This window comes from Enterobacter sp. WPR_3_1 (assembly GCF_003635055.1).
Lineage (GTDB): Bacteria > Pseudomonadota > Gammaproteobacteria > Enterobacterales > Enterobacteriaceae > Enterobacter > Enterobacter ludwigii.
On the sequence record NZ_RBXU01000012.1, the window covers coordinates 231,632 to 255,887 of the forward strand.

The 24,256-nt window shown below is 54.7% G+C and carries 19 protein-coding genes; 6 read left to right on the forward strand and 13 right to left on the reverse strand.

The window, feature by feature from the left end; genetic code table 11:
• Positions 1-15 precede the first annotated feature (15 nt).
• Positions 16-1,608 carry a maltose/glucose-specific PTS transporter subunit IIBC gene (malX, locus tag BJ887_RS17765; RefSeq protein ID WP_014169809.1) on the reverse strand — a complete coding sequence of 531 codons (1,593 nt, stop codon included), beginning with the start codon at positions 1,606-1,608 and terminating at the stop codon, positions 16-18.
• 177 nt (positions 1,609-1,785) lie between these two features.
• Here malX and BJ887_RS17770 point away from each other — a divergent pair, with 177 nt between their 5' ends.
• Positions 1,786-2,814, forward strand: coding sequence for a Mal regulon transcriptional regulator MalI (locus BJ887_RS17770; protein ID WP_014169810.1), 1,029 nt, complete (start codon positions 1,786-1,788; stop codon positions 2,812-2,814).
• A gap of 71 nt (positions 2,815-2,885) precedes the next feature.
• On the opposite strand, the gene BJ887_RS17775 is transcribed toward BJ887_RS17770, so the two are convergent.
• Positions 2,886-4,472 carry a YdgA family protein gene (locus tag BJ887_RS17775; protein ID WP_121340209.1) on the reverse strand — a complete coding sequence of 529 codons (1,587 nt, stop codon included), beginning with the start codon at positions 4,470-4,472 and terminating at the stop codon, positions 2,886-2,888.
• A gap of 99 nt (positions 4,473-4,571) precedes the next feature.
• Positions 4,572-5,747, reverse strand: a complete 1,176-nt coding sequence (gene manA / locus BJ887_RS17780) for a mannose-6-phosphate isomerase (protein ID WP_020884317.1) — start codon at positions 5,745-5,747, stop codon at positions 4,572-4,574.
• A gap of 197 nt (positions 5,748-5,944) precedes the next feature.
• Between manA and fumA the strand changes: the two genes are divergently transcribed.
• The gene (fumA, locus tag BJ887_RS17785) at positions 5,945-7,591 is read left to right on the forward strand and encodes a class I fumarate hydratase FumA (protein WP_121340210.1); all 1,647 of its coding nucleotides are present in this window, start codon (positions 5,945-5,947) and stop codon (positions 7,589-7,591) included.
• A gap of 137 nt (positions 7,592-7,728) precedes the next feature.
• Positions 7,729-9,123 (forward strand): class II fumarate hydratase, encoded by a 1,395-nt coding sequence (gene fumC, locus BJ887_RS17790; RefSeq protein WP_121340211.1) that lies wholly within the window; start codon positions 7,729-7,731, stop codon positions 9,121-9,123.
• On the opposite strand, the gene tus is transcribed toward fumC, so the two are convergent.
• From tus to rstA, 3 genes are all read right to left on the reverse strand, one after another.
• Positions 9,124-10,053 (reverse strand): DNA replication terminus site-binding protein, encoded by a 930-nt coding sequence (gene tus, locus BJ887_RS17795; protein ID WP_014169815.1) that lies wholly within the window; start codon positions 10,051-10,053, stop codon positions 9,124-9,126.
• A gap of 74 nt (positions 10,054-10,127) precedes the next feature.
• Positions 10,128-11,426, reverse strand: coding sequence for a two-component system sensor histidine kinase RstB (gene rstB, locus BJ887_RS17800; RefSeq protein WP_014169816.1), 1,299 nt, complete (start codon positions 11,424-11,426; stop codon positions 10,128-10,130).
• Between the two features lie 485 nt (positions 11,427-11,911).
• Positions 11,912-12,628, reverse strand: coding sequence for a two-component system response regulator RstA (gene rstA, locus BJ887_RS17810; RefSeq protein WP_025204337.1), 717 nt, complete (start codon positions 12,626-12,628; stop codon positions 11,912-11,914).
• A gap of 128 nt (positions 12,629-12,756) precedes the next feature.
• Here rstA and BJ887_RS17815 point away from each other — a divergent pair, with 128 nt between their 5' ends.
• The gene (locus BJ887_RS17815) at positions 12,757-13,092 is read left to right on the forward strand and encodes a GlpM family protein (protein ID WP_020884312.1); all 336 of its coding nucleotides are present in this window, start codon (positions 12,757-12,759) and stop codon (positions 13,090-13,092) included.
• Here BJ887_RS17815 and folM read toward each other — a convergent pair.
• The 3 genes from folM to ydgH form a co-directional block, all read right to left on the reverse strand.
• The gene (gene folM / locus BJ887_RS17820; protein WP_025204335.1) at positions 13,089-13,811 is read right to left on the reverse strand and encodes a dihydromonapterin reductase; all 723 of its coding nucleotides are present in this window, start codon (positions 13,809-13,811) and stop codon (positions 13,089-13,091) included. The genes BJ887_RS17815 and folM overlap by 4 nt on opposite strands.
• 39 nt (positions 13,812-13,850) lie before the next feature.
• Positions 13,851-15,233 (reverse strand): amino acid permease, encoded by a 1,383-nt coding sequence (locus tag BJ887_RS17825; RefSeq protein ID WP_020884310.1) that lies wholly within the window; start codon positions 15,231-15,233, stop codon positions 13,851-13,853.
• Between the two features lie 185 nt (positions 15,234-15,418).
• The gene (gene ydgH / locus BJ887_RS17830; RefSeq protein ID WP_020884309.1) at positions 15,419-16,363 is read right to left on the reverse strand and encodes a DUF1471 family protein YdgH; all 945 of its coding nucleotides are present in this window, start codon (positions 16,361-16,363) and stop codon (positions 15,419-15,421) included.
• A 535-nt stretch (positions 16,364-16,898) separates the two neighbouring features.
• Between ydgH and pntA the strand changes: the two genes are divergently transcribed.
• Both pntA and pntB read left to right on the forward strand, forming a co-directional pair.
• A complete protein-coding gene (pntA, locus tag BJ887_RS17840; RefSeq protein WP_121340212.1) occupies positions 16,899-18,428 on the forward strand; it encodes a Re/Si-specific NAD(P)(+) transhydrogenase subunit alpha in 1,530 nt (509 codons plus the stop codon).
• A gap of 10 nt (positions 18,429-18,438) precedes the next feature.
• Positions 18,439-19,827, forward strand: coding sequence for a Re/Si-specific NAD(P)(+) transhydrogenase subunit beta (gene pntB, locus BJ887_RS17845; RefSeq protein WP_025204333.1), 1,389 nt, complete (start codon positions 18,439-18,441; stop codon positions 19,825-19,827).
• A 50-nt stretch (positions 19,828-19,877) separates the two neighbouring features.
• Here pntB and uspE read toward each other — a convergent pair whose 3' ends face one another.
• The 4 genes from uspE to abgT all read right to left on the reverse strand — a co-directional run bounded on the left by uspE (position 19,878) and on the right by abgT (position 24,256).
• The gene (gene uspE / locus BJ887_RS17850; RefSeq protein ID WP_014169827.1) at positions 19,878-20,828 is read right to left on the reverse strand and encodes a universal stress protein UspE; all 951 of its coding nucleotides are present in this window, start codon (positions 20,826-20,828) and stop codon (positions 19,878-19,880) included.
• Positions 20,829-21,267: 439 nt separating this feature from the next.
• A complete protein-coding gene (gene fnr / locus BJ887_RS17860; protein ID WP_014070017.1) occupies positions 21,268-22,020 on the reverse strand; it encodes a fumarate/nitrate reduction transcriptional regulator Fnr in 753 nt (250 codons plus the stop codon).
• A gap of 183 nt (positions 22,021-22,203) precedes the next feature.
• Complete coding sequence (gene ogt / locus BJ887_RS17865; RefSeq protein ID WP_020884306.1) at positions 22,204-22,719, reverse strand: methylated-DNA--[protein]-cysteine S-methyltransferase; 516 nt, start codon at positions 22,717-22,719, stop codon at positions 22,204-22,206.
• A gap of 10 nt (positions 22,720-22,729) precedes the next feature.
• Complete coding sequence (gene abgT / locus BJ887_RS17870) at positions 22,730-24,256, reverse strand: p-aminobenzoyl-glutamate transporter (protein ID WP_121340213.1); 1,527 nt, start codon at positions 24,254-24,256, stop codon at positions 22,730-22,732.

The window sequence follows — 24,256 nt, forward strand, 5'->3', positions numbered from 1 at the left end:
CGAGGGGGTGAGGCATCAGGCTTCCACTGTACGCATCAGGGTTGCCAGCTCATCTTTCACTGACTGAACCTGCGGGCCGATAACCACCTGCAAATTATGTTGATTTAACTGTACCACGCCGATGGCCCGGTTGGCTTTCAGGGCGTTGGTGTCCACTTTCGACATGTCCGCCACCGACAGGCGCAGTCGGGTGATGCAGTTATCCAGAGAGGTAATGTTATCCGCACCGCCCAGCGCCGCCAGAATAGCAGGGGTGTTATAGCCGGACTTACCCACGGTACCTGCAACAGCCTGCTCAACGCTGCTGGCGGTATCGGTATCCCGTCCAGGCGTTTTGAGGTTAAAGCGGGTGATGGCGAAGCGGAAAATGCCGTAGTACACCGCGAACCAGATAGCGGCCACCACCGGTACCAGGTACCATTTGGTCGACAACCCGTGCAGGATCCCGAACACCACAAAGTCGATGACGTTGCCGTCGGTATTCCCGATGGTGACGCCCAGCACCGCCATCACGGTGAAGCCCAGACCGGTCAGTACCGCGTGGATGAGATACAGCACTGGCGCGACAAACAGGAACAGGAATTCGATTGGCTCCGTTGTACCGCCCACGACGCAGGCGATGACCCCGGAAATCAGCAGCCCTTTAATTTTATGGCGGTTTTCCGGACGAGCACAGTGATACATGGCCAGCGCCGCACCCGGCAAGCCGCCGAGGAAGGCCGGCATTTTACCCTGTGACAGGAAGCGGGTCGCACTTTCAGAGAAGCCGTGCGTGGTCGGGCAGCTCAGCTGTGCCTGGAAGATGGTCAGCGCACCGCTCACATCGTGTCCGCACACCTCCATTGTGCCGCCCGCTTCGGTAAAGCGGATCAGCGCCACCAGAATATGTTGCAAACCAAACGGCAGCAGCAGACGTTCGCCGGTTCCGAAGATCATCGGACCAAAATCGCCCGCACCGTTGATGATGCGACCAATCCCGTTAATCCCCAGCGCAAAGACTGGCCAGATCAGCGGAATAATAAGGCCAAACAGACCCATGACCACAAGGGTTACAATGGGTACAAAGCGGGTGCCCCCGAAGAACGCCAGCGCATCAGGCAGGCGGATATTGTGGAAGCGCTCATGCAGCATCCAGATAATCACCCCGGCGATCACCGCGCCGAGGATCCCGGTATCAATGGACTGAATCCCGATAACGCTCTGAATGTTGTTCGCTTTAAGCACGGCGGCATCGGTGGTGGGCAGAATGCCTTTAGCCGTCAGCCAGAAGTTCACCGCAAGGTTCATTACCGCATAACCGACAAACCCGGCAAAGGCGGCCACGCCTTTGTTCTCGCGTGCCAGACCCAGCGGGATAGCAATACAGAACATCACCGGCAGGAAGCTAAAGGCGAAGGAGCCGACTTTACTCATCCAGATAAAGATCGCCTGCAGCACAGGTGTCCCGAGGAACGGGATCAGCGTGATGACGTCCTTACTGCTCAACGAACTGCCGATCCCGAGCATGATCCCGCAGAACGAGAGGAGTGCCACGGGCAGCATAAAGGTTTTACCCAGTTGCTGGAAAAATTCCCACAGCGATATTTTTTGTGCTGCTTTCGCCGTCATAAAACGACTCCTTTATTGTTAAAATCAGTTTATCTGCTTCAATGCTGCGAGAAGATAAAACGTTTTATCAAAGTTTAGTGCGCTCTGAATCACATTCTCAGGCTTTGACTGGTAGTATAAAGATTACATATTGATAAAACGTTTTACCGATCTCATTTCAGGGAGTCACGCCGACACATGGCTGTAGCGAAAAAAATCACCATCAACGATGTCGCGCTGGCGGCGGGGGTTTCCGTCAGCACCGTTTCACTGGTGCTCAGCGGGAAAGGACGCATTTCTCCCGCGACCGGGCAACGGGTTAACGAGGCGGTTGAGCAACTGGGCTTTGTACGTAACCGCCAGGCATCAGCGCTGCGCGGCGGCCAAAGCGGTGTGATCGGTTTGATTGTGCGTGACCTGACCTCTCCCTTTTATGCCGAACTGACCGCTGGCCTGACCGAAGCGCTTGAAGCGCAGGGACGGATGGTCTTTTTGCTTCACGGCGGTCGCGAGGCCGATCAGCTCCTTTCCCGTCTGGATATGCTGCTTACGCAGGGCGTCGACGGGGTTATCGTCGCCGGCGCGTCGGGTGTGAGTAATGACTTGTGCGAGCGCGCCGCCGAAAAAGGCGTGCCGCTGGTGTTTGCCTCGCGCGCCAGTTATCTGGACGAAGCCGATACCCTGCGACCGGACAACATGCAGGCCGCACAAATGTTGACGGAGCATCTCATTCATCGGGGGCATCAGCGCATTGCCTGGCTTGGCGGAAAAAGCTCGTCCCTGACGCGAGCCGAGCGGGTAGGCGGTTACTGCGCGACGCTGATTAAATACGGCCTTCCGTTCCACAGCGAATGGGTGGTGGAATGCGAATCCAGCCAGAAGAAAGCCGCGGAAGCGATAAACGCGTTATTACGGAGTAGCCCGACGATAAGCGCCGTGATTTGCTATAACGAGGTGATTGCGATGGGGGCCTGGTTTGGCCTGATCCGCGCCGGGCGTCAGAGCGGCGAGGGTGGGGTTGAAACCTTCTTCGGCCACCAGGTGGCGTTAGGGGCATTTGCAGATGTTGGTGAAAACGCGCTGGACGATCTGCCCATTGTCTGGGCCACCACACCTGCCCGGGAGATGGGTTACACGCTGGCGGACAGGATTATGCAGCGCATCGAAAAAGCAGACGTGCAGGCCGGGCACCAGATTGTGTCGGCACGGTTAGTGACGGTGAAATAGTATTCGTGGCACCAGGCTGAGTACCTGCAACCGGTAATAAAAAACCCCTCATCAGAGAGGGGTTTTGATGATTACTGCTGTGGTGCAGCGGGTGCAGCGGGTGCAGCGGGTGCAGCGGGTGCAGCAGGTGCAGCAGGTGCTTCAGGCACGGCCGGCGCTGCAGGTTCAGCCGGTTCCGGCATCCCCAGAGCAGGCATACCAAACATCCCGACAAAATCTTCCAGCGGCATTTTATCGCCGTTTAGCGTGACCTGACCGTTGGCATACTGCAGGCTGGTGGAAATGGTGTTGTCTTCCATCTTCGTGATGCGGAACATCTGGCCCATTGCCGCCAGACCTTTCACCTGCTGGCTCGCCAGCTTGCCGGCATCTTCATCGCCATACCCTTCAAGCTTCGCAATCTGGGTCATAAACTCGGTCGCCATATCCACAGGGATGGTCAGCTTGCTGTCGAGTGACTTCACGCTGCGATCCACTTCCTGCGCCAGCGTCTGAGGTTCACCCGTTGCGGTTGCCGGGTCTTTCAGGAACAGGGACAGGTTAAAGTTGGTTTCGCCTTTGCTGTTTTTCCAGCTCAGCGGGGCCACGGTGATAACCGGCTCGCCTTTCAGCAGGATTGGCAGGTTATTCATCAGCACCGCCATGGCCTGCTGCTGGTAAACTTCCGGATTCTGCTGCAGCGCGGCATTGCTCAGCAGTGCCTGGCTCTCTTTGCTGTATTTCTGGCTAAATTCATGCCACGCCTGACCGTCGATATTGCCAATCTTCAGCGACAGTTTGCCGGTCCCGAGATCCTGGTTCTGCACTTTCAGGCTCTTCAGGGCGTAATCCAGTTGGGTATTGATGCTCTTACCGTCTTTAGACACGTCGGATTTGCCGTCCACCTCCATGCCTTCCAGCACGGCCATCTCTTTCCCTTCAACCGCGATAGCAATCTTGTCGAAAGAGAGTTTCTGATTACCGATACGCTCTTTAAAATCGGTCATCTTGCTGTCGCCATCGGCTTTCAGGTTATTGAACGTCAGCTGAACCTTTTGACCGTATTCATTGACGGCATTGATCAGGCCGCTCTCTGCTTCACCGGTCAGGGAGAAGACATTTCCATCGCGGTCAGCATCAACCTTGAAATTCCCCCCGCTAAAGGTCACTTTCTCGTTATCTTTCTCGTAGTTCAGTGCTTTCAGATCGATACTGGAACGTGTGTCACCGGCGTAGCTGATGCGGGTGTTAACCTCAAAAGGTGACTCGTTCTTTGCCAGATCAAACAGCGGTTTGGTTAAGTCGTTATTCACCAGTACAGTATTAACGGACGCCATCGACGGGATCAGGTTAAAAGACGTTAACTGTGCCAGCGGGAACGGACCGTGGCTGACCACTTCATCCAGCACCATGCTTTGGCCCGGTTTCAGCCAGCCATTTTCATTACCGGCAACAGGCTTGACAACCACCTGCATATGGCTGGTAAAGATACCACGCTGATAATTCTGGTAGGCAAGCTCCACGCCTGCTTCCGGCGCGCCACGCTTAAGCTCTCCGTTAGCCTGTGCCACCATCTCAGCCAGACGGCTTTCCAGCTGTTTCCCGGTAAACCAGGAGGCACCTGTCCAGACCACGCCTAACGCTACAATCACTCCTACCGCTACGACCGATTTTTTCATTGCGACTATCCCTAAAATGAAACCAGGCGGTAGAAACCGCCCGGTGATGTAAAGTCTTCAACTAGCTTAGCAAGAGTTGTTAAAAAATTCAGTAAGTGCTTATAGCTTATTAAAAACACGCGCCAGACGACCGGTACCGCTCACGCTCACCGGCGACTCGTTTGCCGCTACAAATGCCGATTCGCCTGGCTTGAGCACCAGACGCTCGCCACCTTTATGCAGCGTTGCTTCACCTTCAACGCAGAACAGGATTGCTGCGCTCTCCTGCGCGATGGCGGTTTCTGCCGGGCTCAGGTCATGCAGTGAGAAGGCAAAATCATCCACCGGGATCGGGAAGTCCAGCTCCGCACCCTGTTTAACAGGCTGAGTCAGCAGATGATCCGCAGGCTTCGCCTCAAACTTCACGTTGGCAACCAGCTCAGGGATATCAATGTATTTCGGCGTCAGGCCTGCACGCAGTACGTTGTCTGAGTTGGCCATCACCTCCAGCGCCACGCCCTGCAGGTAGGCGTGCGGGGTTTCAGCAAACAGGAACATCGCCTCGCCCGGGTTCAGCTTCACCACGTTCAGCAGCAGAGGGGAGAACAGGCCGCTGTCGTCCGGGTAGAATTCAGAAATCAGGCGGATGGTATCCCACGGCTCACCGTGCTGGCTGTCCAGCGCCGCTTTCAGCACCGCCAGGGCGTGAGATTTCTCTTCTCCCTGCATGTTCAGCAGGCTGGCGAAAAGCTGGCTCAGGCCTTCTGCATTCGGGTTTTCCAGGAAGTGAGCGATAGCGTTGTTAGCACCCGCCACCGGCTGCAGCAGGGAGATAATTTCTGAGAACTCGCGAAACGCGTTCATCGCCAGGAAGGGGGTCAGCGCAAAGACCAGTTCCGGCTTGTGATTAGGATCTTTGTAGTTACGCTCGGCCGCATCTAACGGAATACCGGCCGCGTTCTCTTTCGCAAAGCCCATCTCAGAGGCTTTTTTATTCGGGTGAACCTGGATAGAGAGCGGCTGGTCGGCGCACAGCACTTTAAACAGGAACGGCAGCTCACCAAAACGGCTGGCAACCTTGTCACCCAGCAGGGTGGCTTTGTCGGCATCAATCACGTCGCGCAGAGAGCGAACCTGGCCGCTTGCGTCTTCAATTTTTGAGCTGCTCTTCGGGTGCGCACCCATCCACAGTTCTGCCATTGGCAGGTTGTTTGGGTTCGCGATACCGTAGAGATCCGTTAACGCAGTTTTACTTCCCCAGGCGTAGTTTTGCACTGAGTTAATGAGTTTTTGCATTATCAAGCCCTGATTCAATGGTGGAATTAACTCCGGGTATTAAAGCAATAAACCACATGGAAGTAACCTGTGGATGTAAAAAGTCGTACTAGTCTCAGTTTTTGTTAAAAAATTGTGTAGGATAAGCTGACTCGCTTTTAAGCGGGCAGCGGAACATCTGCCCAAATAATCAGACTGAAGCAGTAAGTGAGAGAACAATGTCGAACAAACCCTTTCATTATCAGGATCCTTTCCCCCTCAGTAAGGATCAAACCGAATATTACCTGTTAACCCGCGATCACGTCTCCGTCTCTGAATTCGAAGGGCAGGAGATCCTCAAGGTCGATCCGCAGGCGCTGACGTTACTGGCGCAGCAGGCTTTCCACGACGCCTCGTTTATGCTCCGCCCTGCGCACCAGCAGCAGGTTGCCGATATCCTGAGCGACCCGCAGGCCAGCGAAAACGACAAATACGTCGCCCTGCAATTCCTGCGTAACTCGGATATCGCGGCGAAAGGTATTTTACCTACCTGTCAGGACACCGGCACGGCCATCATTGTGGGTAAAAAAGGCCAGCGCGTCTGGACCGGCGGCGGCGACGAAGCGGCGCTGGCGCACGGCGTGTACAATACCTACACCGAAGACAACCTGCGCTACTCGCAAAACGCGGCGCTGGATATGTACAAAGAGGTCAACACGGGCACAAACCTGCCTGCGCAGATTGACCTGTATAGCGTGGACGGTGATGAATACAAATTCCTTTGCATCGCCAAAGGTGGCGGTTCAGCGAACAAAACCTATCTCTATCAGGAAACCAAAGCGCTGCTCACGCCGGGCAAGCTGAAGAATTATCTGGTTGAGAAAATGCGCACGCTCGGCACCGCTGCCTGCCCGCCGTACCATATTGCCTTTGTGATTGGCGGTACGTCAGCAGAGAGCACCCTGAAAACGGTGAAGCTGGCGTCGACCAAATACTATGACGGCCTGCCTACCGAAGGGAACGAGCACGGCCAGGCGTTCCGCGATGTTCTGCTCGAACAGGAACTGCTGGAAGAAGCGCGTAACCTTGGCCTGGGCGCGCAGTTCGGCGGCAAATATTTTGCCCATGATGTGCGTGTGATCCGTCTGCCGCGCCACGGTGCCTCCTGCCCGGTTGGGATGGGGGTCTCCTGTTCTGCGGATCGTAACATCAAGGCGAAGATCAACCGCGAAGGCGTCTGGATCGAAAAACTGGAGAATAACCCAGGGAAGTACATTCCTGAAGCGTTGCGCAAAGCGGGCGAGGGTGAAGCCGTTCACGTTGACCTGAACCGTCCGATGAAAGAGATTCTGGCGCAGCTGTCTCAGTATCCGGTGTCGACCCGTCTCTCTCTTAACGGAACCATCATCGTTGGTCGTGACATCGCTCACGCGAAACTGAAAGAGCGTCTGGACAACGGGGAAGGGCTGCCGCAGTACATCAAAGATCACCCGATTTACTATGCAGGCCCGGCCAAAACGCCAGAAGGCTACGCCTCTGGCTCGTTAGGCCCGACCACCGCAGGCCGTATGGACTCGTATGTTGACCAGCTGCAGGCCAACGGCGGCAGCATGATCATGCTGGCAAAAGGAAACCGTAGCCAGCAGGTGACGGATGCCTGCCATAAACACGGTGGCTTCTACCTGGGCAGCATCGGCGGTCCGGCTGCCGTACTCGCGCAGGGCAGCATCAAGAGCCTGGAGTGCATTGAATACCCGGAACTGGGTATGGAAGCTATCTGGAAAATTGAAGTGGAAGATTTCCCGGCGTTTATCCTTGTGGATGACAAAGGTAACGACTTCTTCAGGCAGATCCAGTCCTCTCAATGTTCGGCGTGTGTGAAGTAATCTACTATAGCCGGGTGGCGTTCACGTCACCCGGCACATCAAAGAGCGCACAAAGCGCCATATCTTTTCTGTAAAGCAATCAATACTTATCTCTGAAGCATGTGAGCAATCCCGACAGTGTTATCAAGGAGAAAGTAATGACTACGGTACGCCGTGAGAAAGACTCTATGGGCGCGATCGATGTCCCGGCTGACAAGCTATGGGGCGCGCAAACCCAGCGTTCGCTGGAACATTTCCGTATTTCGACCGAGAAAATGCCCGTCTCGCTGATTCAGGCGCTGGCGCTCACTAAACGTGCGGCCGCCAAAGTGAATCAGGATTTAGGCCTGCTGGCGGCAGATAAGGCCACCGCGATTATTACTGCTGCCGATGAAGTGCTGGCCGGCAAGCATCCCGATGAATTCCCCCTCGCCATCTGGCAGACCGGTTCTGGCACCCAGAGCAACATGAATATGAACGAAGTGCTGGCGAACCGGGCAAGCGAACTGCTGGGCGGCGTGCGCGGTATGGAGCGTAAGGTTCACCCGAACGATGACGTAAACAAAAGCCAAAGTTCGAACGACGTCTTCCCGACGGCGATGCACGTGGCGGCGGTGATTGCGCTTCGTGAACATCTGATCCCGCAGCTCAACGTGCTTAAAACCACCCTTGGCGAGAAGGCGCAGGCTTTCAGCGATATCGTCAAAATAGGACGTACTCACCTGCAGGATGCCACGCCGCTGACGCTCGGCCAGGAGATTTCCGGCTGGGTGGCAATGCTAGAACATAACCTCAAGCACATCGAGTACAGCCTGCCGCATCTTGCTGAGCTGGCGCTGGGCGGAACGGCGGTCGGTACGGGGTTAAATACCCATCCGGAATATGCGGTGCGCGTTGCCGACGAGCTGGCGGCCATCACCGGGCAGCCGTTTATCACGGCGCCGAATAAGTTTGAAGCGCTGGCCACCTGTGATGCGCTGGTTCATACCCACGGTGCCCTCAAGGGGCTGGCAGCGTCGTTGATGAAAATCGCCAATGATGTGCGCTGGCTGGCCTCGGGTCCCCGTTGCGGTATCGGTGAAATTAGCATTCCGGAAAACGAGCCGGGTAGCTCTATCATGCCGGGCAAAGTAAACCCGACCCAGTGTGAAGCCATGACCATGCTCTGCTGTCAGGTAATGGGTAACGACGTTGCCGTTAACATGGGCGGCGCGTCCGGTAACTTTGAGCTCAACGTCTATCGCCCGATGGTGATTCACAACGTGCTTCAGTCCATACGCCTGCTGGCGGACGGTATGGAGAGTTTCAACGAGCACTGTGCGTCAGGCCTTGAGCCAAACCGCGAGCGCATCAGCCAGTTGCTCAATGAGTCGTTGATGCTGGTGACCGCGCTGAATACCCATATCGGCTACGACAAAGCCGCCGAGATTGCGAAAAAAGCGCATAAAGAGGGGCTGACGCTGAAAGCCTCCGCTCTGGCATTGGGTTACCTGACGGAGGCTGAGTTTGATGCATGGGTACGCCCGGAATCGATGGTCGGCAGCCTGAAATAATCACTGCGCCACATACAGGTGCAGCCGCGGAATAATCAGCTGCAGCGGTTGCGCCTGAGGTCTGTAACGATGCTGGACATTTTCAGCATCGTAATTCAGCAGTTCGCCAATATCCGGCACAATGGCCCCCTGATCGGCATCATAAAGTGCGATCAGCGGCGTCGGGCAGGCATACTGTACCTGCTTTTGCTGGCCGGAATACCAGACGCGCGCGATAGGCTGCACCTTCACCGGACGCTTAATCTTAAGCCGGGTATCCGCCGGTAGTGAGGCGATGCTGTGGTACTCCTGCTCAAGCCGTTCAATCCACTGCTCGCGTGACCACGGTGCGACAGTCCGCGGTGCCTTCAGACTCTTTTCCAACTGCGCCAGAATGTCATCCCGGGTGAAGTTTTTAATGATGTGCTTGTTGGCCCAGCCGAAGCGAAGCGTGGCGGGATGACGCAGTACCGTGAGCGTACGGTAGGCATTCAGGGTGATTAATCCCGGTAGCTGTCGGTGTACCCATTCAAAACGGGCGGCAGGGGCCAGACCCGACTCTTCAGTGATGATCTTTTCAAACGTCGCCTTAAGCGTGTTGATATGCGCAATCTGGTTTTCCAGCGCTTCTCGCGTTGTTGCATCAGTTTGCAGGCAGATTACGCCCGGCAGACGAACGGCCGCCTTACTGCTGCGGTTTTCTGACTGCTGCTGGATAAACAGGCGACGGTAGTGCCGCAGCGTCAGTTCCAGCGCCGCTTTGCCGATATGCTGCTGTACCTCTATGGTTTCCAGCGGGTCGTGTTCAGCGCCTTTCACCACATCCGGCAGGGTAAAGACCCGCGCGGCTAACAGACGGCAGGTCTGCAAACGTTCGGTCAGGGTCAGTAACTCGTGTTCAATGTCGCGGAACGTGCTGTTCAGCCTTTCGATGAGATCGTACGTCGCCATGATAACTCTTCATTAGTTACAACATACTTATCATATAGCACAGCACGCCGGGTCAGGCCAGCGTGCGATAAAGGTCAGGCAGGGACGGGAAGGGTGATGTTGTGATATACCGGCCAGCTAAAGCAGAAGCGCGCGCCGCCGAGTGCGCTCTCTTCACAATGCACCGTGCCGCCCATCGCCTGCGCAATGGAGTAAACAATTGCCAGCCCCAGGCCACATCCCCCCGTGGCACGATCGCGGCTGGGGTCGAGGCGTACAAACGGCTCAAACACCGTTTCACGCGCTTCCGGGGCGATGCCAGGTCCGTCGTCCTCAACCGTCAGACAGGCCTGACTACCCTGTAAATCTAAGCCAATCTGCAGCGTGCTCTCGCTATAGCGCATGGCGTTGTTCATCAGATTATCCAGCACGCGTTCCATCAGACGCATATCCAGTGCGCCATAATCGCCGGGCGTGACGTGTGTCAGCAGGGTACGTTGCGGGTTTACGCTCTGGACATCATCGATATGGGTTTGTAACCAGCCGGGCAGGTCCGGCGTACTGAGGTTCAGTTCGTTTTGGGGGCGATCGAGGCGCGCGTAGGTCAGGAGCTCCTCAATGAGGCCCTCAAGCTGACCAATGTCGCGGTTCAGCGCCTGAGACTCGGCCTCCGTCAGGTTTTCGCTCATCTCCAGCCGATAGCGCAGGCGTACCAGTGGCGTACGCAGCTCGTGAGCAATTCCGTCAATGAGCTGTTTTTTACTGATAATCAGCGCATTGATGTTATCGGCCATCTGGTTAAACGCCACGCCAAGACGCTCGAAGCTGGAACCGCTGTCGAAGTGAATGCGCTCGGTAAAATGCCCGTCACCAAAACGTTGCGCAGCTGATTCCAGTTTCAGCATGTCCTGCCAGTGTGGCCTCATCCAGATAAAGACCGGGAACGCGAGCGAAATGGCAATGAAAGCCAGCAGGGCAAGGTCCAGCAGGCGCATCTGGTGCAGATAATAGAGATAAGGTACCGGCCCCACGGCCAGAACGTAATGGCTCCGTGGAATGCGCTGGATAAAGGTATATTTCTCATCCAGCGCTACAATGTCCCCGTCACGCAGTCGCTGCATGGCGGGTGGCTCTAAATCGAAATCCTTCATCGGCTCGATGCGCAGATCAAACGACAGGTTCAGATCCAGCTCTTTTAAGGTCTTGGCCCAGTCGTGTGGCGGGATCTCTCGCAGCTCGCTGCGCATCAGGTAGAGCGAGCTTTTCATTAAATCATCCAGTGACTGCCTGCCCGCACGTTCGGCGGTGAATTTATAGACCAGCCCAACCAGCATGGTCATCACCAGGAAGCAGACAAACAGCAGGAGATAAAACTGTACAAACAGCTTTTTCATTCAATCTCACCGAAAATCAATACGTTAACAACCTGCGTCGAAGACAAACACGCAAACCCAAACTAGTTACACATACCGCTCGGTTTTTTACGGGGTCCGCATTGTGAGTAATCCCACAGAACGTACCCTTTTGATTTCATACAGTCTTCTATTTTTTTGATCCTGGAATCTTGCTGTTCTATCGTTTCGCCCGGCAGCAGGCGGTTGCGACTGAAGTTTTCGTCCCATGAATTGAGCGAATACTTTCGATCAACGCCGCAGGCGTACAAATCCTCACGGCGTTGTTGCACATTGGTATGGCCCGGGGTCCAGGGATTCTGGATAGTCTGAATATACGGAACATAGTCATAATGACTTGAATCCATATCTGCGACAACGCACCCGGTTAACCCAAAACAGCAGATCAGGCTGAGTGTTCTTATTTTATGCAACTGTCAGACCTCGTCTGCGTAATGTTTTAAACAGTCTCGTTCGGGGAACCGGCATCAGGTTTCCCAGGCGTGAGGCGCGAACAGATAGCCCTTGTTACGCACGGTTTTAATGCGGTACGGCTCAGTGGCATTATCCTGCAGTTTTTTACGCAGGCGCGAAATAGCCACGTCAACGCTGCGATCCATTCCGTCGTAGCTGACGCCGCGAAGGTTTTTCAGTAATGCATCGCGGTCCATGATCTGCCCGGCGTGGGTTGCCAGTTCCCAGAGCAGGTCAAAATCTGCGGTGGAAAGGGCGATAAGCTCGCCAGAAAGCAGAACCTGACGGTTAATCGGATCAATAGACAAGGTACCAAAACGCATCGCTTTGTGCGGGGTCAGCGACTGAGCAGGCGCTTCTCGTTCAACGCTGGCACGCTGGCGTAAATGAAGGCGCAGACGAGCAAGGAGGACGGCAGGGGGCGTGGTTTTCAGAATGTAGTCATTGGCACCCATTTCGAGTGACAAAATATGGTTCATGTCGCTGTCCAGCGAGGTCAGCAGCACGATAGGGCCCTCCCACCGGGCGCGCAGATCGCGGCAGACCGTCATGCCATCTTTGCCGGGCAGCATAATGTCCAGCAGCACCAGGTCCGGGTTTTCACGTAAGACCACCTCTTCGGCACGATCGCCACGAGGCTCAACAATGACGTCCATATCATGTTTACCCAGATAGGCGGCGATCAATTGCCCCACTTCGGGCTCGTCTTCAACATAAACAATCTTATTCATACAACGTCTGTTATTGCGAAAAAAGCCAACATACACCGCACAACCTTAACGTTCCATTAATCTTTCATAATTAACGCCAGTTCCGTTATTCTGGCTCATAGTGTTATTTGATTGTTATAGGGAAAAAGATGGGGCTGGTGATAAAAGCCGCGTTGGGTGCGCTGGTGGTGTTACTGATTGGTATTCTGGCTAAAACCAGGAATTATTATATTGCCGGGCTGATCCCACTCTTCCCGACCTTTGCGTTAATAGCGCACTATATTGTCGCCTCAGAACGAGGCACGGAAGCATTGCGTACGACTATCGTGTTCGGGATGTGGTCGATCATCCCTTATTTTCTTTATCTGCTTTCGCTCTGGTACTTCACCGGTTTTATGCGACTTCCCCTGGCGCTGAGCGGGGCCGTTGTCTGCTGGGGGCTCAGCGCCTGGGTGCTTATCTTCTTCTGGAGCCGCTTTCACTAGCGCAGCGGTCGACCGCCGTCCACGGCAAAGGTTCTGCCAGTGACATAGCAACTGGTGAGCAGATAATCGATAAGATCGATAACCTCTTTTTCACCTGGCGCAATTTTCATCAGCGATTTATTTAGCGCCTGCTGGCGATACTCCGCATCATCGTCTTCGTTGAATAAAATCATCGCCGGGGCGATGGCGTTCACCTTAACTTCAGGGGCAAGTTTACGGGCGAACGAGCGCGTCATGTTATCGAGTGCGGCTTTACTGGCCGCATAGGCGATGTGCTTGTCGCTGCCGCGCTCCACGACGTAATCGGTGAAATGAATAATATCACCCGCCGCATGTCCGTGACCACGCAGCAGGTCGAGCAGGGCATGGTTCAGCAGATAGGGCGCATTGACGTGGATCTGCAGCATGCAGGAGAGCGTTTCGCTGAGTGGCGTACCGGATTTTTCGGGAAGCCAGGCGCTGGCATTATGGATAATGGCGCGCAGCCCGGGGGTGGTAGATTTTACTTTTTCAGCGAAGGCCAGAATACCGTCATCGGTTGAGAAATCGGCCTGAATGCAGATCGCACCGGCTTTGCGTAGCCCCTCAATCGAGGGATATTCGCTGCGGTAACTGATGATGACCGGATGGCGAAGATTGAGAAAGTGATGGGCAAGGGCGAGGCCGATACGACGGCCTCCACCAGTAATCAGTATTGGGCGTTGCTGCGCGTTTCCCATCGTGTTCTCCTTTTCAGTTCAACAATGGGAAAGGCGATTCTATCCCATTAACATCCAGGTTGCCGGTACGGCAGCAACCAGTAACAGCCCGATTAAGGCCATCTCACGGCGTCTAAGCGCGTTCTCTAACTGATGCGTGCGGCGGGCGTAGATAAACACCAGCAGGCCCGGTGCATACAACACCACCGACAGCAGCAGATGCATAGGCCCGGAAGCATACAACAACCACAGGCCGTAAATACAGGCTCCGACGCCCACCACATAGTGCGCCGGACGTGTGGCGATTTTTAACAGATATGCACCCACTAAGAAATAGGGTACCAGAATCATCTCCGAGGCGATGGTCAGCAGAGTGTTATAGTCTGAACCTGTGAGCCAGATCAGCACCAGACAGACCTGAACGCTGATGTTGGTCAGCCAGAGTGAGGCCGACGGCGCGCTGTTTTTGTTTTGACGAGCAAACAGGCGTGGAAATGCTTTGTGCGTTGCGGCCAGGAACGGCACTTCTGCCGCCATAATGGTCCAGCTCAGGTACGCGCCACACACGGAGATAATCAGCCCCGCGGCAATCACCACGTCACCCCACGGTCCGAACATTTTCACCATCAGGCCCGCCATCGACGGGTTACGCATTTCGGCCAGCTCAGGACGCGCGACCACCCCCAGCGACAGCAGCGTCACCATCAGATACACGCCCAGCGCCGCCAGTACCGCCAGCAGCGTGGCGCGACCCACATCGCGCTTATTCCGCGCCCGGGCAGAGACCACGACGGCCCCTTCAACACCGATGAAGACCCACAAGGTGATCAGCATGGTGTTTTTGACCTGCTCCCAGACCGGTACGCCCAGCGCGACACCGCTGAAATCGAGACTGAACACATCGAGACGGAACGCCATAAAGGCCAGCACGATAAACAGGCCGAGCGGAACCAGTTTGGCCAGAGTTGCCACCAGATTAATGCTGGCCGCCGTCTGTACGCCACGTAGAATCAGCCAGTGAACAACCCACAGCAGTACCGAGGCGCCCACAATGGACTGCCAGGTATTGCCGTCGCCAAAGAACCGCAGTTCAGGGGTATCGGTAAAGAAACTGAGCGCCGAAAAGACGATCACCAGGTAGGAGACGTTTGCGATGACCGCACATAGCCAGTAGCCCCATGCGGAACAGAAGCCAATCAGTTCGCCGAAACCTTCACGGGCGTAAGTGAAAATCCCTCCATCCAGATCCGGGCGGATGCGGGTCAGAAGCAGCATTGCGAACGCCAGCAACAAAATCCCGGCACCCGTGATGCCCCACCCTATAAGCAGTGCGGCAGGGCTGGCGACCGCTGCCATATTCTGCGGTAAGCTGAACACGCCCGCACCCAGCATTGAGCTCAAAACGAGTGCAGTCAAAGCACTCAGGCCTAGTTTCTTTTCCATTGGCTTCCTGTTATGAAAGGTCCAAATCCAGAATAATTATTTCGCACAGGCGCATAAAAATGGTGGATCACACTAAGGCGCGGGATTTTACGGAGTGTCACGAAAGCATGCAATGACGTGGGGCCGAAATTCAAAAAAAAGTAACAAAAAAGGCGGCATTGCGCCGCCTCGGGTCAACCGTTCTGTTACTTGTACAGGTCGGCGCTGATGGTCACGTTGTTACCACGTTCCTGCCACTGGCGGGTGATGTGGTAATACTTCGCCCCTTTCTTCGCCGCACGTTTCGCGACCTGATAAGAGACTTCCGTCATGTTGCCGTAGTTGCCGGTAAATTTAATGCTGTCGAACGGCACCATCTGCGCTGCAGTGGCTTTGTTCAGCTCTTCAATTTTGGTTCCGTCTGGCAGGGTAACGGAGTAACGGCCACCTTTGGTGGATTGCGTTTCGAAGAAACGGCCCACTTCAGCGCTTGGTGCGGCAGAGGTGGCTACGCCTGGAATTTCCACTTTCTTCGCTTCTTCGCCGCCTTTTGCTATCGCCGCACGACCCGCTTCGGAATCAGCAGGGATGGCGTCCGGGCTTTGCAGAACGCGTTTTTTCGCATCTTCTTTATAGATGAACGCGGTAATACGCTGGTTGCCACCCTGGTTAGCATCGACCTGACGCACGATAAAGAAAGAGTACGCGCCTTTTTCTTTTGCGGCTTTGGTGATGGCATCGTTCACTTCAGGCTGGCTGCGATAGAAGCCCTGCACGGTGACGGTGTCATAAGGTTCCAGCTCAATCGCCTGATCTTTTGGTAATTCAACGACGCCGTTAATCACGCGGTTTTTCGGTGCGTCAGCTTTCGGGGCATTGTCTTTATACAGCGCAATGGTCACGCGCTGGTTACCGCTGTTGCCGGAGTCAGACTGATCAACAACGTAAAACGAGGCCGCACCGTTTTTATCGGCGGCTTTTGATGCGGCGGCGACGGCATCGCCAATAGAATTATAACGACCCACAATGACCGTATGGTCAAAAGGTTTTAACGCTGCCGCTTGCTCCGGCGTTAACTCTGTCGCGGCATTCGCAGACAGGGCGGTCGCGGAGAGAAGTGCGGACGCCAGGAGTGTGTTCTTAAGCTTCATAAAAATAATCCTTCGCCTTGCGCAAACCATGTACTGGTATTGTTGTTAATTTGAGACGGTCCCGATTATGGCATTTAAAACCCGTCGCTGTCTGCGCCATTTTTCACAGCCTGTGCTCACTGAATCATCTGATTTGATAACATTTAGTGATATGTTGAAAAAACAGGCGTCTGACAAGCAAAACTGATAAAGCTTATGACTTTTACAAGTTAATTTAATGTTAATAAGTTGTTCTCTAATGGCGCTATATCATGTTTTTACCGCTTCGCTTGCGCTATTTATCGGTCTCAGCGATGAATTTAAGGTAAATATCACTGTCAGCGACGCAGATCACTTATTTTTCACAGATAAAGTAAGAAATAGTGTTTTCTGGCGGTAGATCACGGGCGTTATTTTCAGTAGGTTATAGAAAGTTTGTTACTGTTTTATTTTCTGGGGTTAATCATATGTCGTCGCTGTCCTGCTGGCGAAAGTTGATACAAACCGCGGGCATTTATCGACAAACCATCATCAAAAACCGATGGAAGGGAAAACTATGCGTATTGGGGTACCAAAAGAACGGTTAGCCAATGAAACCCGCGTAGCGGCAACACCGAAAACGGTGGAGCAACTGCTTAAACTGGGTTTTACCGTCGCAGTTGAACGCGGCGCGGGCAAACTGGCGAGTTTCGATGACGAGGCCTTTATTCAGGCTGGCGCGGAAGTGGTGGACGGTGCTGAAGTCTGGCAGTCGCCCGTTATTCTCAAGGTTAATGCGCCGGAAGAGAGCGAGATTGAACTGCTGAATCCTGGCACGACGCTGGTGAGCTTCATCTGGCCTGCACAGAATCCTGAGTTGATGGAGAAGCTGGCAGCACGTGGCGTGACCGTGATGGCCATGGACTCCGTGCCGCGTATTTCGCGCGCGCAGTCGCTGGATGCCTTAAGTTCCATGGCGAATATTGCCGGTTACCGCGCGATTGTTGAGGCGGCGCATGAGTTTGGTCGCTTCTTTACCGGTCAGATCACCGCGGCAGGGAAAGTGCCTCCGGCGAAAGTGATGGTGATTGGCGCGGGCGTGGCGGGTCTTGCGGCTATCGGCGCGGCAAACAGCCTGGGCGCTATCGTACGCGCTTTTGACACCCGTCCTGAAGTAAAAGAACAAGTCCAAAGTATGGGTGCCGAATTCCTTGAGCTGGACTTCAAGGAAGAAGCGGGCAGCGGTGACGGTTACGCGAAGGTCATGTCCGAAGCCTTTATAAAAGCGGAAATGGAACTCTTCGCCGCGCAGGCCAAAGATGTCGACATCATTGTCACTACCGCGCTTATCCCCGGTAAACCCGCGCCGAAGCTGATTACCCGTGAGATGGTTGACTCAATGAAGTCGGGCAGCGTGATCGTCGACCTGGCGTCGCAGAACGGTGGCAACTGTGAATACACCGTGCCAAATCAGGTGACCACAACTGCTAACGGCGTGAAGGTGATCGGGTATACCGATTTGCCGGGCCGTCTGCCAACCCAGTCTTCTCAGCTGTACGGTACCAACCTTGTTAACCTGCTGAAACTGCTCTGCAAAGAGAAAGACGGCAACATCACCGTTGATTTTGACGATGTTGTTGTGCGTGGCGTAACGGTGGTGCGTGAAGGCGAAATCACCTGGCCTGCGCCACCGATTCAGGTGTCCGCGCAGCCTCAGTCGGCACCGAAAACGGCACCTGAGCCTAAAGAGCCAGCTAAACCGGCTTCTCCGTGGCGCAAGTACGCGATCATGGCGCTGGTCATTATTCTGTTTGGCTGGCTGGCAGATGTCGCGCCGAAAGAATTCCTCGGCCACTTTACCGTCTTCGCGCTCTCGTGTGTGGTGGGGTACTACGTCGTGTGGAATGTCTCTCATGCGCTGCATACGCCACTGATGTCGGTCACTAACGCCATCTCCGGGATTATCGTGGTCGGGGCGCTGCTGCAGATTGGCCACGGCGGCTGGGTAAGCTTCCTGAGCTTTATCGCGGTGCTGATCGCCAGTATCAATATTTTCGGTGGGTTCACCGTGACTCAGCGCATGCTGAAAATGTTTCGTAAAGGCTAAGGGGTAGCATATGTCTGGAGGATTAGTCACAGCCGCATACATTGTTGCTGCAATCCTGTTTATTTTCAGTCTGGCGGGACTTTCCAAACACGAAACGTCTCAGCAGGGAAATAACTTTGGTATCGCCGGGATGGCGATTGCGCTGATTGCCACCATCTTCGGGCCGGACACCGGCAACGTTGCATGGATCCTGGTGGCGATGATCATCGGTGGCGCGATTGGTATTCGCCTGGCGAAACGCGTTGAAATGACCGAGATGCCGGAGCTGGTGGCCATTCTGCACAGCTTTGTGGGGCTGGCGGCGGTGCTGGTGGGCTTCAACAGCTACCTGTACCACACACCCGGTCTGGAACCGATTCTGGTCAATATCCATCTGACGGAAGTGTTCCTCGGCATCTTCATTGGTGCGGTGACCTTCACCGGCTCAATTGTCGCGTTCGGCAAACTGCGCGGTAAGATCTCTTCTAAACCGCTGATGCTGCCAAACCGTCACAAGCTGAACCTGGCGGCGCTGGTCGTGTCCTTTGTGCTGCTGGTGGTCTTCGTGCGCACTGAAAGCGTGGGCCTGCAGGTGCTGGCGTTACTGGTGATGACCCTGATTGCTCTGGCCTTTGGCTGGCACCTGGTGGCCTCCATTGGTGGTGCCGATATGCCAGTGGTTGTCTCCATGCTGAACTCCTACTCCGGTTGGGCCGCGGCGGCAGCTGGCTTCATGCTGAGCAACGATCTGTTGATCGTCACCGGTGCGCTGGTCGGTTCTTCTGGTGCGATCCTGTCTTACATCATGTGTAAGGCGATGAACCGTTCGTTTATCAGCGTTATCGCGGGTGGCTTTGGTTCTGACGGCTCCTCAACCGGTTCTGACGAAGAAGTGGGTGAGCACCGTGAGATCACCGCGGAAGATACCGCAGAGATGCTGAAAAACTCACACTCGGTCATCATTACCCCAGGCTACGGCATGGCGGTGGCACAGGCTCAGTATCCGGTTGCGGAGATCACCGAGAAGCTGCGTGCGCGTGGTATCAAGGTTCGCTTTGGCATTCACCCGGTAGCGGGGCGTCTGCCAGGCCACATGAACGTGCTGCTCGCGGAAGCGAAAGTGCCTTACGACATCGTGCTGGAGATGGATGAGATCAACGATGATTTCACCGATACCGACACCGTCCTGGTTATTGGTGCCAACGACACCGTTAACCCGGCGGCGCAGGACGATCCGCGTAGCCCAATCGCCGGTATGCCGGTTCTGGAAGTGTGGAAGGCGCAGAACGTGATTGTCTTCAAACGTTCCATGAATACCGGTTATGCAGGGGTTCAGAACCCGCTGTTCTTCAAAGAGAACACGCACATGCTGTTTGGCGATGCAAAAGCCAGTGTCGATGCGATTCTAAAATCGCTGTAAATCAGCGACAAAAAAAACCGCCGTTTCCGGCGGTTTTTTTATGTCTGAACTTAGTCGTCTTCCGGGTCGTCCAGTTCAACCGGTGTCTGATACTCATCCGGCTTGATGACCAGCAGGTCACAGCGCAGATGGTCGATCACCTGTTCGGCGGTATTGCCCAGGAACGCGGCAGAAATACCGGTCCGGCCAATGGTACCCAGTACCACAATCCCCGCCTGCAGATGTTCTGCTAAATCCGGGATCACCTCTTCAGGCAACCCTTTTTCCACATGTGTCATTTTCTCATCGATGCTGAATTTCTGGCGTAACGCCTTCATGGCCAGCAGGTGCTGCCCCCGGATCGCATCGTTATACACGCTCGGGTCAAATTCAGGCAGCTCGATGGCAATATTAATCGGTGTTACCGGGTAAGCGCCCACCAGATGGACTTCAGTGTGGTTAACCTGCTCGGCAAGCTGGATCGTCTCCTTGACCAGCTTTTCATTGAGCGAATTGTGGTAATCCTCCTCGCTCGCCAGGTTGACAGCCACGACGGCCTTGCCGCCTTCTGGCCACGGCTGGTCTTTTACCATCCACACCGGGCAAGGGCATTTACGCAGCAGGTGCCAGTCGGTAGGGGTAAAGATCACGGATTCCAGCTTGTCGTGCTGGTGCGCCATTTTCAGCAACAGGTCGTGCCCACCGGCGACCACTTCCTGGATAATGGCTTCGAAAGGTCGGTTATGCCAGACCACTTTAATATCGATAGGAACACCCGCTTCTAGGTAATATTTGGCCTGTTCACGGATCCACGCGGTACGCTGGCTGATCACTCCCTGACGCATTGCGGTGCGTTCGTCAGGCGACAGAAGGGTGGTCATCTCATATGAGAAGTCATAGATCGGCAAAAACGCTTTGATTTTGCCACCAATCCGTTGATGTAGATACACAGCACGTCGTAATGCCGGCTGATCGTCCTGGTTAGGATCGATAGCCACCAGCATGTTTTGATACTTTGCCATACAGGTCTCCTTACTACTGTCACCACAGTCTGTAATTAAAAGAGTAACCTATATATCTTGAATGAAACAGGGGGGAAGTTTTTGTCAGATCAATAAATCATGAAAATCTGTCACAGAAAAAGAACCGTTGTTGTTACCGCGATAAAGGCAATCAACAGCAGTACCATCACCGCAATCGCAAACGTCGTTGAATCCTGTACGTAGGTTTTTTCTTCACCCTTCATTGGCCCGACAAGCATGATCCAGATGAATATGAAGGTCACTGAGGCGATAACGACTGAAACGAAAAATAAACTTTCTCTCAATTCATAACCTCAACAAGAACCTTTCAGGGACTGAGTGGGGCGGTGCCAGGGAAACGTGGTGAAACGGAAGTGGTGACGTACCAGACCAATAAATCATAAAAATTTATCGGTCTGGCATCAATCATGCGGGGGCGTTATGCCACGTTGCGGGAGTGACCGGCAAGAACGGCCAGAGCTTCACCGTTTTCGATGGTAATGTATTTACCCTTAACGGCCAGCATTCCGCTTTTCTGGAAACGACCCAGCAGACGGCTGATGGTTTCCACGGTCAGGCCCAGGTAGTTACCGATATCGCCACGCGTCATGGTCAGACGGAATTCACGCGGGGAGAAACCGCGCTCCGCGAAGCGGCGTGAGAGGTTATAGATAAACGCGGCCAGGCGTTCTTCTGCATTCTTTTTGGAAAGCAGCAGAATCATGTCCTGATCGCCTTTGATCTCACCGCTCATCAGACGCATCATCTGCTGACGCAGATTGGGCATTTTGCCTGAGAGATCGTCCAGCGTTTCAAACGGAATTTCGCAAACCATTGAGGTTTCCAGCGCCTGAGCAAAGCTCGGGTGATGGCCAGTACCGATGGCATCAAAGCCAACCAGGTCACCCGCCAGATGGAAGCCGGTGATCTGCTCATCACCCTGTTCAGTGATGGTGTAGCTTTTGATGGTGCCAGAACGGATAGCATAGAGCGATTTCAGTTCGTCTCCCGCTTTAAACAGCGTCTGCCCTTTCTGAATAGGCTTTTTGCGCTCGATGATATTATCAAGCTGATCGAGTTCATGCTCATTCAGGGTAAACGGGATACAGAGCTGGCTGATGCTGCAATCCTGGCAATGGATAGCACAACCGCCAGACTGAATGCGTCGTATAATTCGCTTTTCCGGGATCATAGGTTTGCTCAAGCCTTAATTGATATTGGTCAATTTTAACATCTTTTTGGTAAGTACGTAAGCCTGCCAAACCATCAATAAGGACAAGAGACGGCAACCTGTTGCCATCTTCTTGAAATTCCACAGCTTGATTATGGATTTTTAGCCTAACCGGAAGAAAATTAAGCACTAAAAGCCTGGAAACTAGAGCAGGAGATACCCCTCGTGACGCAGTAACCACTCCTTGCGCTGCACGCCACCGGCATAGCCGGTCAGGGTGCCGTTGCGGCCAATCACGCGGTGGCAGGGGACCACAATACTGACGGGGTTAGCGCCATTTGCCGCGCCGACCGCGCGGGCCGCGCCGGCACGGCCGAGTTGTCCGGCGAGCTGGCCGTAATGCATGACCTGTCCGCACGGAATACTGCGCAGCGCCTGCCAGACTTCGCGCTGGAAAGGTGTGCCTGCCGTGGCGGTCGGCAGGGTGTCAATGATGCTGAGATCGCCCTCGAAGTACGCCGTCAGTTTGTCGCTCAGGCCGCCGGGGTTGGTGGCGCTGATACGTTCATAACCCTGCGCGCGATAGTGCACGTTGAGCAACGTGTCCATCCTGTCGCTGTGTTCTTCCCATTCAACGGCGCGCAGACAGAACTGCTCGTCTGCAATCACCCACAGTGGACCAAGCGGCGTGGCAATTTTATCTTCGAGTAATCTCAGCATCGTTAATCCTTTAGTGCAGCCTTGGGTAAATCCCCGGCCCAATCGGCAGACCGACAAGATACCATGCCACCAGCATCACCAGCCATACCCCTAAAAAGATAAGCGGATAGGGTAAAACCAGCGAATAGTAGGTACCCAGTTTTGCCTCTGGTTTATAGCGCTGCAGGAAGCCTAAAAACAGCGGAACAAACGGTGAGACCGGTGCCAGGGGGATGACGGAGGAGTCTGCGATACGGAACAGGATCTGGGCAAACGCCGGGTGGAACCCCAGCATCATAAACATCGGCACAAAGATGGGGGCCAGAATCGACCAGATAGCCGAGCCGCTGGCGATAAACATGCACAGCAGTGACGACAGCAGCGCAAGGCCGACAAATGCCGGGACGCCGCTTAACCCCGCCGCTTCCAGCGCATCGGTCAGACCCACGGCCATAAATTTGCCCATGTTGCTCCAGTTAAACATCGCCACGAACTGCGCCAGCGGGAACACCATCACAATAAAGCCCGCCATCTCTTTCATGGGTTCGATCATCAACTGCGGCAGATCGCCCTGACGGCGAATTTTGCCGGTGGCGATCCCATAGGCGAGCGAAACGACAAAGAAAAACAGAATAATCAGCGGCACAATGCCCTGAATAAACGGCGAGGGGAGAACGGTATGTTTAACCGGATCGCGCAGGATGCCGTTTTCCGGTACCACCATCAGCGCGACCGCGGCAATAAACGCCAGCGAGACCACGCCTGCCACGCGCAGGCCAACGCGTTGCTCTTTACTCAGCGTCTCCAGCTTCTCATCGCTTCGGCCTTCCCATTTCCCTAAACGCGGCTCAATGAGTTTATCGGTAATCAGTCCGCCCACCAGGGTCAGCAGGAGCACCGAGCTGGCCATAAAGTACCAGTTGTCGATGACGCTGACGTGCATCGCGGTGTCGATGGTTTTGGCCGCCTCCGTGCTGATGCCTGAGAGCAGAACATCGGTGGTCACGATCAGCAGGTTGGCGGTAAAGCCGCAGCCTACGCCCGCAATCGCCGACAGCAGACCCGCCACGGGATGGCGTCCGACGGCGAGGAAAATCAGAGCGCCCATGGGCGGCATGATCACCAGCGCGGCATCCGAGGAGATGTGGCTAAAGAAGGCGATAAACAGCACCATGTAGCTGGCGTAACGTGCGCTGACGTGGGAGGCCATTTTCACCATCAGCGCCGGTAACAGACCGACACGCTCGGCAAGCCCGGCGCCCAGTACCAGCGCCAGAATGGCCCCCAGCGGGGCGAAGCCGCTGAAGTTTTTAACCACATTCGGTAAGAACCAGTGCAACCCTTCGACACTCAACAGGTTCTTGACCGCCACCAGACTGCCATCGGCCGGACTGCGCACGCTGACATCAAAGGCGGACAGCACCGCTGTCGCCACCATCAAAACCACGATCAACCAGATAAAAAGCAGGAAAGGGTGCGGCACTTTATTACCGATCCTTTCAACCCAGCCATAGAGCTTACCGGATGGGGAATGCGAAGGTATGGAAGACATACTCAT

Bases quoted from the DNA above. Each gene is read 5' to 3' on its own strand.
- malX (WP_014169809.1), bottom strand. From the start codon at position 1,608: ATGACGGCGAAAGCAGCACAAAAAATATCGCTGTGGGAATTTTTCCAG.
- BJ887_RS17770 (WP_014169810.1), top strand. From the start codon at position 1,786: ATGGCTGTAGCGAAAAAAATCACCATCAACGATGTCGCGCTGGCGGCG.
- BJ887_RS17775 (WP_121340209.1), bottom strand. From the start codon at position 4,472: ATGAAAAAATCGGTCGTAGCGGTAGGAGTGATTGTAGCGTTAGGCGTG.
- manA (WP_020884317.1), bottom strand. From the start codon at position 5,747: ATGCAAAAACTCATTAACTCAGTGCAAAACTACGCCTGGGGAAGTAAA.
- fumA (WP_121340210.1), top strand. From the start codon at position 5,945: ATGTCGAACAAACCCTTTCATTATCAGGATCCTTTCCCCCTCAGTAAG.
- fumC (WP_121340211.1), top strand. From the start codon at position 7,729: ATGACTACGGTACGCCGTGAGAAAGACTCTATGGGCGCGATCGATGTC.
- tus (WP_014169815.1), bottom strand. From the start codon at position 10,053: ATGGCGACGTACGATCTCATCGAAAGGCTGAACAGCACGTTCCGCGAC.
- rstB (WP_014169816.1), bottom strand. From the start codon at position 11,426: ATGAAAAAGCTGTTTGTACAGTTTTATCTCCTGCTGTTTGTCTGCTTC.
- rstA (WP_025204337.1), bottom strand. From the start codon at position 12,628: ATGAATAAGATTGTTTATGTTGAAGACGAGCCCGAAGTGGGGCAATTG.
- BJ887_RS17815 (WP_020884312.1), top strand. From the start codon at position 12,757: ATGGGGCTGGTGATAAAAGCCGCGTTGGGTGCGCTGGTGGTGTTACTG.
- folM (WP_025204335.1), bottom strand. From the start codon at position 13,811: ATGGGAAACGCGCAGCAACGCCCAATACTGATTACTGGTGGAGGCCGT.
- BJ887_RS17825 (WP_020884310.1), bottom strand. From the start codon at position 15,233: ATGGAAAAGAAACTAGGCCTGAGTGCTTTGACTGCACTCGTTTTGAGC.
- ydgH (WP_020884309.1), bottom strand. From the start codon at position 16,363: ATGAAGCTTAAGAACACACTCCTGGCGTCCGCACTTCTCTCCGCGACC.
- pntA (WP_121340212.1), top strand. From the start codon at position 16,899: ATGCGTATTGGGGTACCAAAAGAACGGTTAGCCAATGAAACCCGCGTA.
- pntB (WP_025204333.1), top strand. From the start codon at position 18,439: ATGTCTGGAGGATTAGTCACAGCCGCATACATTGTTGCTGCAATCCTG.
- uspE (WP_014169827.1), bottom strand. From the start codon at position 20,828: ATGGCAAAGTATCAAAACATGCTGGTGGCTATCGATCCTAACCAGGAC.
- fnr (WP_014070017.1), bottom strand. From the start codon at position 22,020: ATGATCCCGGAAAAGCGAATTATACGACGCATTCAGTCTGGCGGTTGT.
- ogt (WP_020884306.1), bottom strand. From the start codon at position 22,719: ATGCTGAGATTACTCGAAGATAAAATTGCCACGCCGCTTGGTCCACTG.
- abgT (WP_121340213.1), bottom strand. From the start codon at position 24,256: ATGAGTATGTCTTCCATACCTTCGCATTCCCCATCCGGTAAGCTCTAT.